The following is a 13,184-nucleotide window of genomic DNA, read 5'->3' on the forward strand; positions in this document are numbered from 1 at the left end:
AATTATAGCAGATTTCATTAGTCTTTGCAATTATCATAATTATATTTAATAATGTTTTTATATATTTATTTTATTCTATTTTGAAACAAATATTGAATATATATCCTAAATATGATACTATTCTAAAATATAGATCAGTTAGGTAGGTTTAAAATGGAAAAATCATCAGCAAAATATTTAGTGCTAATAGGAGTATTTTTTACTTCTCTTTCATCAATAATAGTACGTATATCTCAATCTCCATCCCTTGTAATATCCTTTTATAGAATGCTTTTTACAGTTTTTTTACTATTGTTTCCTGTAATTTTGAAGGAAAGAAAAGTTATAAAAAGTATAACAAAAAAAGATCTTATTTTATGTATTGTAAGCGGGACATTTCTTGCGTTGCATTTTGCTTCGTGGATTGCATCAATAAATATGACTACTATATCTAATTCAACTATCCTTGTATCTTGTAGTCCTATTTTTGTATCACTAGCAAACTACCTTATATTAAAGGAAAAATTTACATCTAAAATGTTGATAGGGCTAACTATGTCTTTAATCGGAACTGGAATTATCGCAATGGGCAGTAGTGGTGGAAGTACTAATGATATGATGTTAGGAAATATCCTTGCGTTTATGGGAGCAATCTTCGTAGCTGGTTATTTCGTTATTGGGGGAATAGTACGTAAAAATTTGAGTGCTGGTTCATATGTATTTATTGTTTACTCAGCTTCAGTAGTAGTGCTATTTTTTATGTGCTTATTAACTAAAACACCCATATATCCATATTCACCAAAAGAGTTCTTGCTTTTTTTTGCCTTAGCTTTTTTCTGCTCTATACTTGGTCACACTGTTTACAATTATCTTATGAAATATATTTCAGCAACTATGATTTCTATATCCACATTGTGCGAACCTATCTTTGCAAGTATTTTAGCTTTAATTATTTTTAAAGAAATACCATCTATATATACTTTAATAGGTGGAACAATTGTATTATCTGGAGTATTTTATTACATATTATCTCAAACCAGTAAAAAAATCAAAAAACAAAATATACAGTGATCTATTCTATCTATAAAAAACGGGAGGTGCGTTTCTCCCGTTTTTTATATGTTTAATTCTTATATTCTATTTGTTTTCTATTGAAGCTTTAATTAAATTTTTAAACAAAGGATGACTTCGTGTAGGTCTTGATTTAAATTCAGGATGGAATTGAGCACCTATAAACCATGGATGATCTTTAAGCTCTACAATTTCTACAAGCTTATTGTCTGGTGAAACTCCAGATATAATAAGTCCATTATCTTCACACACCTGTCTAAATTGATTATTAAATTCATATCTATGTCTATGTCTTTCAGATATTAACTCTTCACCACTGTAGGCTTCACTAGCTTTTGAACCTTCTTTTAATTTACAAGGATAGCAGCCTAATCTCATAGTCCCACCCTTATTTTCAACATCTTTTTGATCGTTCATCAAATCAATCATAGGATATTTTGTATTTTCATTAAATTCTGTACTATCTGCATCGCTATATCCAAGCACACCTCTTGCAAATTCAGAAACTGCCATCTGCATACCAAGACAAATGCCAAGAAATGGCTTCTTATTTACACGAGCATACCTTGCAGCAAGTATTTTTCCTTCTATACCTCTGTCTCCAAACCCGCCTGGAACCAATATTCCATCGCAATCCTTTAACATTTCATTATAATTTTCTTCTGTTACATTTTCTGAGTGAACCCACTTTATATCTACCTCAGAAGAATTATCTATACCTGCATGTCTCAATGCCTCAGCAACCGATAAATACGCATCCTTTAATTCACAATATTTACCCACTAATGCAATTTTAACTGAATGAGTTGGTTTCTTTGAACGGTTAACCATATCACTCCACTCTGCAAGGTCAGGCTCTTTGCACTTAATATCGAAGTGCTTGCAAACTAATTTTGCCAGACCCTCTCTTTCTAACATTAACGGAACATCATACAATGAATCTGCATCTGCATTTTGTATAACATTTTCTTTATCTACATTACAAAATAATGCAATTTTTGCTCGTAGATCAGACGTTAATTCCTTTTCCGTTCTACAGACAAGCAAATCTGGCTGAATGCCTAAGCTTAGAAGCTCTTTAACGCTATGCTGAGTAGGTTTAGTTTTGAGTTCTCCTGCTTTTGACAAATATGGGAGTAGAGTAACATGGATATACATAACATTTTCTCTACCAACTTCATACTTCAATTGTCTTATTGATTCTAAAAATGGTAAGCTCTCAATATCTCCAACAGTACCCCCAATTTCTGTTATTACTACATCAACATCTTTAATTGTTGAAACCCTTTTTACCATACTTTTAATTTCACCAGTTATATGAGGTATTACTTGAACAGTTCCTCCAAGATAATCTCCTCTTCTTTCTTTATTTAAAACAGACCAATAAATTTTACCAGCAGTAACGCTACTATATTTTGTAAGATTTATATCAACTATTCTCTCATAATGACCTAAGTCTAAATCTGTTTCTGCTCCATCATCTGTAACATACACCTCGCCATGCTGATATGGGCTCATTGTACCTGGGTCCACATTTAAATATGGGTCAAATTTTTGTAATGTTACCTTTAGACCTCTAGCTTTAAGCAATCTTCCCAAAGACGCTGCTGTTATTCCTTTTCCTAGTGAAGATACAACTCCACCCGTTATAAAAATGTACTTTGGCATTTCATCCTCCTGAATTTCCTAAATCTTATAATATACTTAATTATCTACAATTATTTTTATCATAATAAACAAAAAAATCTTCACCATAGACAAATATGGTATAGATATCCTATGACATAAAAAACAGAGACAAAAAAGGGGTTTTTTTTTTAGTCTCTATTAAATCTATTCCTATATTAACATTATTGTTGTTTTTCTGCTAAAGCATCAGAACAGTACATATAATATTTAGTTGTAGTCAAAATTTATTATAAAACAAAATTTATTATTTACTAACCAATTTTATATTAAAACAGGCAAAAGGTCAATGATTTTTTAAAAAATTTTATGTTTATGTTGTACTATTGAATAAATTTTAGCATATATATTTATAAAAGAATGCAATCTATTATCGACTCGTGTGTAAAGCAAATTTCGTGCGTACACAGTCTGGTTAAAATACATGCTTTTTAATATTTTAACCGTTAGGTAATATTAATAAATAAAATAACAAGCATTTAAAGGAGGATTTAATTTGTTTAAATTATTAAGCGATACTTTTATTATTAATGAAATTATTGATTCAAACACTAGTGAAGCTTTGTTAGAAAATGAAATTTCAATTTCTGAAAACATGCCCGATATAGAAAAAATAATTTCAACTGAAGGAAAAATAAAAATTAACAGTGTTACTGTTCATAATAACAGTGTAACTGTTAATGGAGACTTAATCCATAACATTATATATCGTTCAAACGATGAGGATGTATCGGTAGCTTCAATGTCAGGCAAAATAAACTTTACAGAAGAAATTCCAATGGATGGAGCAACAGAAGATATGGATGCACAAGTTAATTCTTTTATTGATTATATCGATTCAGAATTATTGTCTGAGAAAAACTTTTTAATTAAGGCTGTTGCAAATATTGATGTTGACCTAATACATAAAAGACCAGTAGACTTTATTTCAAGCCTTGAATCAGACGGAAGTTTTCAAGCAAAAACAAAAAATATTATTTATACTGATATTGTATCTCATAGCTCAGAAGATATTACTGTTAACGACTCAGTAGAACTTAATCAGAGCACAGATAAAATTAAAAGCATACTAAAATCTGATTGCGATGCTTATATCACTAATGTTGATATTATGAATGACAGAATGCTTGTTGAAGGTATATGCAAGGTTGGCTTCTTGTATACAGAGGATAATAACTTATCTACAACTGGCTATGTATCGGAAGAATTTCCATTTACTCACTACATAGAGCTAAAAAACTCAAATTCTGATATGCTCCGAGATATTAATGTAACTTTTAACGATTTATCATACACCATAGATGAAAATTATGATGATGAAGATAAAATAGTATCATTTACTGCAAATTTTACTATTGATGCAAAGCTTTATGATACTGTTGAAAAGAATATAATTCTAGATGGATATTCAACTGATTCTGAAATAGAAATTGATTCATCTAAAATAAATTTAGTATCAACTCGTAGTATAAAAGATGTAATAACAAAATATGAAAATAACTTTGATGTGATGACTGGAGCAATTAAAGACATTTATACAATAGATATAAGTCCTAAGGTATCAGAAAAAAGAGTTTTTGATGACAAATATGTTGTAGATGGTTTTTTAGATGTTAACTTATTATACTTAAATGGTGATGTTAATAAAATTGATAGAGCTTATGTATCAATGCCATATACTACTACAGTAGATTTATCAGATGAGGAAAAGGATTGTGATATAGTTTCAGATGTAAAAATATCTAAATGCAGTGCATATAGAAAAGGAAATAATTCAGTTGTTGTTAACTGCGACATCAAAATAGATATGAAAATGAAAAAGAGTGACGAAATATCTATCATAAGTAATATAAATGAAATTGGTCCTATTGATTACGGAAAAATGCCTAGCTTAATTTTCAGAGTAGTTCAACAGGGCGAAACAATTTGGGATATAGCTAAAAACTACAGCGTATCAATCAATTATCTAAAAGAATTAAATGAATTATCCGAAGATGAAGCGTTAATACCAGGAGATAAAATTATAATAGCTAGAAAAGTATAAAAACAAAGGAATACACTACAAAACAACAGAACAACATTTAAATAACAATAAAGAGACGCCTTAGCGTCTCTTATTTTCATACAATTATTCACTATCATTGTACTATTTTTATTTTTGTATGTTTCCAAATTTTGTATATTGTCCTATCCATGCAAGTTCAACAGTTCCTACCGGGCCATTTCTTTGTTTTGTTATGATTACTTCTGTGATACCCTTTTTTTCTGATTCTTCCTTGTGATAGTACTCATCACGATATAGCATCATTACAACGTCTGCATCCTGTTCTATTGCTCCAGATTCTCTCAAATCCGACATTATAGGTCTATGGTCTGTCCTAAGTTCCGGAGCACGAGATAACTGAGACAGTGCAACAACAGGACAATTTAACTCTCTAGCCATTGCCTTAAGCCCTCTTGATATATCAGAAATCTCTTGTTGTCTATTGCTGTTGTTCTTGCCACCGCCAGACATTAATTGCAAATAGTCTACAATAATTAAATCTAATCCTTTTTCTATTTTTAGTCTTCTACACTTTGACATCATTTCAAATAATGTTATAGATGCAGTATCATCAACATGAATTTTATAATTAGATACGACACTCATAACAGATAAAAGTCTGTTCCAATCCTCATCATCTAAGTTTCCCGACCTAAGCTTACCGCTTTCAACCATAGATTCCATGCTTATGATTCTCTGTACATATTGTTCTTTTGACATCTCTAAACTAAATAAAGCTACTGAAACACCTGTCTTTACTGCATTAATTGCAATATTAAGAGCAAGTGCTGTTTTCCCCATAGATGGTCTAGCTGCTAGTAAAATTAAATCTGACCTTTGTAATCCAGCAGTCATCCTATCTAGGTCTTCATAGCCTGTTGTTATTCCAGTTAAGCTTCCTTTGTTCATAGCTCTTTCTTCAAGCTGATTAAACACTTCAAGCAAAACATCTTTAATTTCAGAAAAACTATTTATATTTCGATTTTGCGAAATTGCAAATATTCTAGTTTCGGCAAGTTCTATGATCTTTTGAACTTCATCATTTTCTTTATAGCCTTTTTCAATTATTTCATTTGATGCATTAATAAGTTTCCTTAATGTTGACTTTTCTTTTATTATATTACAATAAGCCTCAACGTTTTTTGATGTAATAATATTTTCTGTCAACCTAGCTAAATACTCAAATCCACCTACATAATCTAGCTTTTCTCTTTTTTTAAGCTCTTCGGTTACCGTAAGTGCATCCACAGGAATATTTTGCATGTTTACATCTTTTATACTTTCAAATATTTCCTTATTAGCTTCATAATAAAAATCTTCAACATTTAAAAGATTAATAATCTTTTCAACTGCTGTATGATCTAACAACGCGGATGCTAATACAGTTTGTTCAGCCTCTGCATTATGAGGAGGAACTTTACCGAAGTTAGTTAATTCTGACATATAGTCACCTCTTATTTTTCCGTAACTATAACTTGTATTTTAGCTACTACCTTTGGATGAAGTTTTATTCTAACAGAATATTCTCCAACAGATTTTATCGTATCATCTAATTCAAACTTTCTTTTATCTATACTTATTCCACTTTTTTCTTCTAACTGCTCTGCAATCTCTTTAGTAGTTATTGAACCAAATAATTTACCATTTTCACCAGCTTTAGTTTTGATAACTATAGCAACTTTCATTAATTCTTCTTCAAGCTTTTTTGCTTCCTCAAAAATTTCCGCTTCTTTTTCTTCTTGTTTTCTCTTAGCGTTTTCTAATTTTTTTAGATTTGCTGGTGTTGCTTCTATTGCTAACTTTTTAGGAAATAAGAAGTTATTAGCATAACCATCCTTTGCATTTATCAATGCACCTTTTTTCCCTACATTTTTTACATCTTCTAATAATATTACTTTCATTTGTTTTGACTCTCCTTTTTATATCTATTTATAGCATCATATAATTCTAGTTTTGCTTTATCCATATCTGTTGTTTGTATTTGAGCCCCAGCCATATTAAGATGACCGCCTCCACCCAAGAATTCCATTATAATTTGAACGTTTATTTGACCCGTAGAACGTCCACTTATATTTATATAATCCTTGTTTCGCACAAGAACAAAGCTTGCTTTTACATCCTTTATAGTGAGTAATTCATCAGCACTTTGTGCAGCTATTACATTTGAATTTTCGTCTAAATCATCTATATATGATATTGCAACATCTCCAAAAACTATTTCTGACTTTTCTATGATTTCTGTTTTCTTTTTCATAGAATCTAGGCTTTCATTAAAAAATTCCTTAACATCAACTGTATCTGCTCCATTTCTTCTCAAAAATGATGCCGCTTCAAATGTTCTTACACCAGTTTTAAATGTAAATGAATTAGTATCAACTATGATTCCAGCCATTAGTGAATCCGCCTCAAATTTAGTCAACTTAATATGGTCATCCATGTATTGTATTATTTCTGAAACTAGCTCACATGTTGATGAAGCATAAGGTTCTATATAGTCAAGAAGCGTATTTTCAATATACTCTTCACTTCTCCTATGATGATCTATAAGCACAACCTTCTCAATTTTATTTAACAGCTCAGGAGCTTCTGTATAGCTACCCCTATGTGTATCAAGAACTATACAAAGTGTATTTTGATCTGATAAACTTAAAGCAGTTTCTGTGTCAATCAAGGATTCTAGATACTGAGAATCTTCACTTTTCATTCTTTCATGCATGTTTTTCAAAGCATAATTAATTGTGTTTAAAACAATGTATGCTTTTTTACCTCTACTTTTAGCAATACTATATAATCCAATAGATGCACCTAAACTATCCATATCACCTATTCTGTGACCCATAATAATAACATTTGAACTTTGATCTATAATCTGTCTCAATGCATAAGATATAATTCTAGCTTTAACCTTAGTACGCTTTTCAACAGCTTTACTCTTTCCACCATAAAATTTTACTGAATTTATTTTTTTTACAACAGCTTGATCTCCGCCCCTACCTAATGCTACATCTAAAGCACCTTTAGAATATTCAATAAGCTGTCCTAAATTTTTAGCAAATGCCCCAACACCAATACTTAAGGTAAAATAATAGTCTGCTGAACCTTTAATTGCTTTAACTTCTTCCAATATAGAAAACTTCTTTGATTCAAGGGATTCAAGATATTTATTCTCAACCATCATGAAAAATCTAAATGTATCATATTTTAATACAAAACCATTCATTTCAGAGGCATATTTATTTAATATTTTCTCTACCTCTGCAGTCATTGCAGATTTTTCACCCTTATCCATCTTTTCAGAAATTTCATCATAATTATCTATTTGTACCAACATTGCAATTGGACGTTCATCATTGTATTTAGTTTTTAAATTAGAATATACCGTATTATCAATCCAATAAAGTACGAAAGATTTACCGTCTCCAAACTTACCCTCCTTAAGTACATTATATGGTATATTATAACTTTTACTAATTTGAGACATTTCTATGTTGTTTATTATTCCATCTATACTAGCATCGAGTGTTTTAATAGGGAACTCCGGATAGTAATCTAATAGATTTTCTATTTCTTCAATTTTTTCTCCTACCAAATCTCTAAATTTAGAATTATACCAATGTAATTTTCCTTGTTCATCAACTATACTTATAGGCATTGGAAAATTCAGAAAAGAACTAACTGACAAATTTTCAATATTATTAGTATAGTCTATCATGTATTTTTTAAGCTCTTTTTCTCTATGCATCTGTTTCCGGAATGTCATAGCAGATACAATCAATAAGGCAACTGCAGAAGCAATAGCATAAAAGTACATTTTTTCAATAAGCAAAACCACAATTATTAAAGTTAATAAGATGAAATAAACAAAACTATCATCCTTTAAAAACTTTGGAGTTTTAATATTATCCAAATTGACACCTCCAATACATTTAGTTATACAATTTTATGCCTTATTTTCCTTATATCAAATACTAAATCTACTATGCCTACTAGTGCAAGTACTTGCGCAAATCCAACCATTAGAAATATTGATATTAAGATTAAGGTTCTTCCAACTTTGTTAACATTCCACTTAATTAAATAAAATTTTGCTACCGCGAAACCTTGAATGAACATAGCCATGTAGCAAATCATAAATAAATTCATCTGAACAACATTAACATTTACATTGAATATACTTAGCAAATATGATAATAATAACAATCCTGCCATAGCTAGTATAAATGTATTTGGAAATGAAAAATTACTTAGTCCTTCATGTTTTCTCATGTCAATTGAAAATCTTTTAGCAAATCTTTCTACCGCAAAATAATTTATATATGAAGTTAAAACAGACGCACTAATCAGCATTGAAGGAAATTGCTGACTAACAAAAGTTACCATTGCCATGCCAGTTTCCTCAAAATACTTTAAAGTCTCTTTAAACTTATCTGAGTTAGTATCGCCCGCTGTTTTCAATAGTATTTCTTTAGACATATTAAAGCTTTCTTTTGTAATTTCAACCATTTGTTGAACGAAATTTATACCCATTACAACCTGTATCACCAATATCATGGCTACAAATGAAACCATAAAAGCTATTGCACCGTACATAATTGTTTTATTTGGATCTTCATCCTTGCAAATTCCATATGAAATAGCAATTGCCAACGGAGAAAATAATATAACAAAAGTTATTCCAATTTGCACTCCTAATAGCATAATAATTATTAAATCAGCTGCAGCTAATGACAATACTGCATATTTCAAACCCCTTCTTTTAGCCAAAATTATCGCAGGTACTGGATAAAAAAACATTAATAGTGAGATTAAAAATGATGATATATAAGCAAATAATACAAGTATACCAGAAATCATTGCAGCTTCAGTCATACTTGAAGTTTTTATATTTCTATTCATACTGCCCTCAATTCTAATTTAAGTTTCTAATTCTATTATTTTACCCTAAAACAGTAATAAAGTCAAAATTAATTTTTCCTTTACAGTTTGAGTTTTTTTAATTATACTGTATAAAAGAACGAAAAAAGAGGTGTCTATATGAAAAAGAAAATTTGTATGTTAATTGTTGTTTTAATATTAATTTCTTCAATATCTTTTAGTGCTTTTGCACAAGAATTAGATAAAGAAAAATTTGATTCTGATGTTGATTTTATGAAAAATGTAATATACTTTGTACTTAACCAATATCAATATGATGTTGACCAAAATGAAATAATGAATGGCCTATACAATGGTTTTTTTAGTGTTTTAGATGAATACAGCATTTACTACACTGAAGAAAAATATCAATCCCTAATTACCGATACAGCTGGTGAATTTGTTGGTATAGGAGTGCAAATTATAGATTCTGATGGAAAAATTGTCGTTGTAACTCCATTACCTAACTCTCCTGCACTTGAAGTTGGTATTAAGGCTGGTGATACAATAAAGTATGTCGATGATATTGATATTACAGGTTATACAAGTTCCGAAGCTGCTAACAAACTTATAAAAGGGAAAGAAGGAACCCCTGTTAAAATAGGTATAGTTCGTGATGGCAAAAATTTAACATTTGATATAATTAGAAGAACTATTGTAACAAGTAAAGTTGAAAGTGAGATTATGGACAATGAAATAGGTTATTTAAAAGTTACTGAATTTTCAGATAATACAACTGACCTTGTAAAAAAAGAATTGTCAAAATTTGACGATAATAATATTAACAAGATTGTTATCGACCTAAGAAATAATGGCGGAGGAACACTAGGCGCAGCTGTGGACATGTTAAACCTATTTGTAACCGAAGGACCCTTAGTATATGTTGATTACGCAACTGGTAAAGAAGACATATATACAAGTGACTTAAAAGAACAAAAATATAAAATTGCCCTGCTAATAAACAGTGGAAGTGCAAGTGCAACAGAAATATTTGCTGGTGCTGTCAAATATAAAAATGAAGGAATACTAGTTGGAACACAGTCATTTGGTAAAGGTATAGTTCAATCTCTCTATAAGCTAAATGGAGCTGGAGTAAAATTTACCACTGCTGAGTATTTTTCTGTAAACAGAACACCTGTACATAAAATTGGAATTACTCCTGATATACTTGTTGAAAACCCAACTATTGATTTTGCAAAATACCCTCAGTTCAGCAAAGAAAATAAATCAAATTTAGGTGATGTAAGCCTTGATGTACTATCTGCAGAAATGATACTTCAGACATTAGGATACTCAGTGAATAAACCAGATGGAGTTTATGACAAAACATCATTTGAACAAATACAAAAGTTCCAAGATGATAATAATTTATATGCATATGGTATAATAGATATTACAACTCAAAATACATTATATGCAGCACTAGATAATTATGCTAAAAATAGTTTGCCAGATTTACAACTTCAAACAGCAATAGAGCAATTAAATAAATAATTATAGTTAGTACTATCTAAGGAGCAGTATATTGCTGTTCCTTTTATATTATAAAATTATTCTTATCTATGAAATTTAATTCATAAATAAATTTATAAAAAACTATTGACAAACATATATTTAGAATGTTAGAATCATAAAAATCAATTAATACAAGCTGTGAAGGAGAAAAAACTTTTCTTTTATGACAAGTTATAGAGAGTCGGCGTATGCTGGAAGCCGATACTGTCAAGAAAACACACTCACTCCCGAGCTTATTTTCTGAAATTAGTAGGAAAATACGTGTGCTGCGTTACAAGCTAAGATTTGTTAGAATCTGAATCGAGCAGGTTTTCTTTAGTGATATAATAATATATTGTTAATGAGAGCAATTTGGGTGGTACCGCGGAACTATATCCGTCCCTGATAGCATATTTATATGCATCATGGGCGGATTTTTTTTATATAAACTTTAAAAGGAGATTAACAATGGCTAAAACAATTAAAATTTTTGACACTACATTAAGAGACGGTGAACAATCACCAGGGTGTAGTATGAACTTAAAAGAAAAAATTGAAATGGCACAACAACTTGAAAGAATGAATGTGGATGTAATAGAAGCAGGCTTTGCGGCAGCTTCACCTGGAGACCTTCACTCTATTCAGGAAATATCAAAGCACATTAAAAACTGTACTGTAGCAAGCTTAGCTAGGGCCCACAAAGATGATATAGACAAGGCGTGGGAAAGTTTAAAGTTTGCTGAAAAGCCACGTATCCATGTTTTTTTAGCAACATCACCTATTCATATGGAATACAAGTTAAAAATGACCCCTGAAGAAGTACTTATTTCTTCGGAAAAAATGGTGACATATGCAAAATCTCTTTGTAATGACATTGAATTTTCAGCAGAAGATGCAACTAGAAGCAATGTTGATTTTCTTGCACAAGTTTTTGATAAAGTTATTAAAGCAGGTGCTACAACAATTAACATACCAGATACAGTAGGTTATACAACCCCTGATGAATATTATGACTTTTTAACAGCAATTATTGAAAAATGCCCTGCTTTAAAAACAATTGACATATCTGTTCATTGTCACAATGATTTAGGACTTGGCGTTGCAAACTCTATAGCTGCAATTAAAGCTGGAGTTACTCAAATTGAATGTACTGTAAATGGAATTGGTGAAAGAGCAGGCAATGCAGCTCTTGAAGAAATAGTTATGTCTCTTAACACAAGAAAAGATTATTATGATATTGAAACAAGAATTGACACTAGACAAATAGTCAGAAGCAGCAACCTTTTATCAAGAATAACAGGGGTGAAAGTTCAACCAAATAAAGCAATTGTAGGAGCTAACGCATTTGCACATGAATCTGGCATTCATCAACATGGTGTTCTTAACAATAAAGAAACATATGAGATTATGACTCCAGAATCAATAGGTCTTGATACAAATAGATTAGTGCTTGGAAAACATTCTGGTAGACATGCTTTTAATGACAAATTAACTCAGCTTGGTTATGAATTAACAAAAGAAGAATTAGATATGGCATTTAAAAAATTTAAAGACCTTGCTGATAAGAAAAAAGATGTATATGACAAGGATATTGATGCATTAGTTTCAAGACAAAAAATCGAAGTACCAAAAATATTTGAATTAATAAATTATGTCATAAATTCTGGAAATGTAATAACATCTACTGCAACATTAACAATCAGAAAGGGCGATAATCTTATAGAAGAGGTTGCGGTAGGGGAAGGTCCTATATATGCTTCATTTAAAGCTATTGAAAAGGTTATTGGAAAAGATCTTGAATTAGATGACTTCTCATTAACTTCAGTAACAGAAGGTGAAGATGCATTAGGAGATGCTGTTGTGAGGCTAAAGGAAAATGGACGTGTTTATGTAGGTAGAGGGCTAAGTACAGATATAATTGAATCAAGCATCATAGCATATATAAATGCTTTAAACAAAATGATGTTTGAAAATGAAACTATATAAAACAGGAGGC

At 30.4% G+C, this 13,184-nt stretch carries 9 protein-coding genes and 1 other annotated feature; of the genes, 4 read left to right on the forward strand and 5 right to left on the reverse strand.

What is annotated here, in order from left to right; translation table 11 throughout:
- The first annotated feature begins 153 nt into the window (after positions 1–153).
- Complete coding sequence (locus J2Z76_RS14130; protein ID WP_209512721.1) at positions 154–1,050, forward strand: DMT family transporter; 897 nt, start codon at positions 154–156, stop codon at positions 1,048–1,050.
- A 66-nt stretch (positions 1,051–1,116) separates the two neighbouring features.
- Here J2Z76_RS14130 and J2Z76_RS14135 read toward each other — a convergent pair whose 3' ends face one another.
- Positions 1,117–2,718: a CTP synthase gene (locus tag J2Z76_RS14135; RefSeq protein WP_209512722.1), complete on the reverse strand. Its 1,602-nt coding sequence runs from the start codon at positions 2,716–2,718 to the stop codon at positions 1,117–1,119.
- A 514-nt stretch (positions 2,719–3,232) separates the two neighbouring features.
- Here J2Z76_RS14135 and J2Z76_RS14140 point away from each other — a divergent pair.
- Positions 3,233–4,780: a DUF3794 and LysM peptidoglycan-binding domain-containing protein gene (locus tag J2Z76_RS14140; protein WP_209512723.1), complete on the forward strand. Its 1,548-nt coding sequence runs from the start codon at positions 3,233–3,235 to the stop codon at positions 4,778–4,780.
- A gap of 108 nt (positions 4,781–4,888) precedes the next feature.
- Here J2Z76_RS14140 and dnaB read toward each other — a convergent pair whose 3' ends face one another.
- From dnaB to J2Z76_RS14160, 4 genes are read right to left on the reverse strand one after another with little or no spacing between them, the layout of a single operon-like run.
- The gene (gene dnaB, locus J2Z76_RS14145) at positions 4,889–6,223 is read right to left on the reverse strand and encodes a replicative DNA helicase (RefSeq protein ID WP_209512724.1); all 1,335 of its coding nucleotides are present in this window, start codon (positions 6,221–6,223) and stop codon (positions 4,889–4,891) included.
- Between the two features lie 11 nt (positions 6,224–6,234).
- Complete coding sequence (rplI, locus tag J2Z76_RS14150) at positions 6,235–6,681, reverse strand: 50S ribosomal protein L9 (protein WP_209512725.1); 447 nt, start codon at positions 6,679–6,681, stop codon at positions 6,235–6,237.
- A complete protein-coding gene (locus tag J2Z76_RS14155) occupies positions 6,678–8,687 on the reverse strand; it encodes a DHH family phosphoesterase (RefSeq protein ID WP_209512726.1) in 2,010 nt (669 codons plus the stop codon). Before J2Z76_RS14155 ends, rplI begins: the two co-directional genes overlap by 4 nt.
- A gap of 23 nt (positions 8,688–8,710) precedes the next feature.
- Positions 8,711–9,676 carry a YybS family protein gene (locus J2Z76_RS14160; protein ID WP_209512727.1) on the reverse strand — a complete coding sequence of 322 codons (966 nt, stop codon included), beginning with the start codon at positions 9,674–9,676 and terminating at the stop codon, positions 8,711–8,713.
- A gap of 138 nt (positions 9,677–9,814) precedes the next feature.
- On the opposite strand from J2Z76_RS14160, the gene J2Z76_RS14165 reads away from it, so the two are divergent.
- Entirely contained in the window at positions 9,815–11,188 is a 1,374-nt protein-coding gene (locus tag J2Z76_RS14165) for a S41 family peptidase (protein WP_209512728.1), read from the forward strand.
- 150 nt (positions 11,189–11,338) lie between these two features.
- Positions 11,339–11,595 (forward strand) — a binding site (T-box leader).
- A 61-nt stretch (positions 11,596–11,656) separates the two neighbouring features.
- On the forward strand, positions 11,657–13,174 hold the full coding sequence (locus tag J2Z76_RS14170) for a 2-isopropylmalate synthase (RefSeq protein WP_209512729.1): 1,518 nt from the start codon (positions 11,657–11,659) through the stop codon (positions 13,172–13,174).
- The last annotated feature ends 10 nt before the right edge of the window (positions 13,175–13,184 follow it).

It is taken from the genome of Sedimentibacter acidaminivorans, from assembly GCF_017873955.1.
Classification (GTDB): Bacteria; Bacillota; Clostridia; order Tissierellales; family Sedimentibacteraceae; genus Sedimentibacter; species Sedimentibacter acidaminivorans.

Coding starts and splice junctions, on each gene's coding strand:
- rplI (WP_209512725.1), bottom strand. CDS start 6,681: ATGAAAGTAATATTATTAGAAGATGTAAAAAATGTAGGGAAAAAAGGT.
- J2Z76_RS14135 (WP_209512722.1), bottom strand. CDS start 2,718: ATGCCAAAGTACATTTTTATAACGGGTGGAGTTGTATCTTCACTAGGA.
- J2Z76_RS14160 (WP_209512727.1), bottom strand. CDS start 9,676: ATGAATAGAAATATAAAAACTTCAAGTATGACTGAAGCTGCAATGATT.
- dnaB (WP_209512724.1), bottom strand. CDS start 6,223: ATGTCAGAATTAACTAACTTCGGTAAAGTTCCTCCTCATAATGCAGAG.
- J2Z76_RS14170 (WP_209512729.1), top strand. CDS start 11,657: ATGGCTAAAACAATTAAAATTTTTGACACTACATTAAGAGACGGTGAA.
- J2Z76_RS14130 (WP_209512721.1), top strand. CDS start 154: ATGGAAAAATCATCAGCAAAATATTTAGTGCTAATAGGAGTATTTTTT.
- J2Z76_RS14165 (WP_209512728.1), top strand. CDS start 9,815: ATGAAAAAGAAAATTTGTATGTTAATTGTTGTTTTAATATTAATTTCT.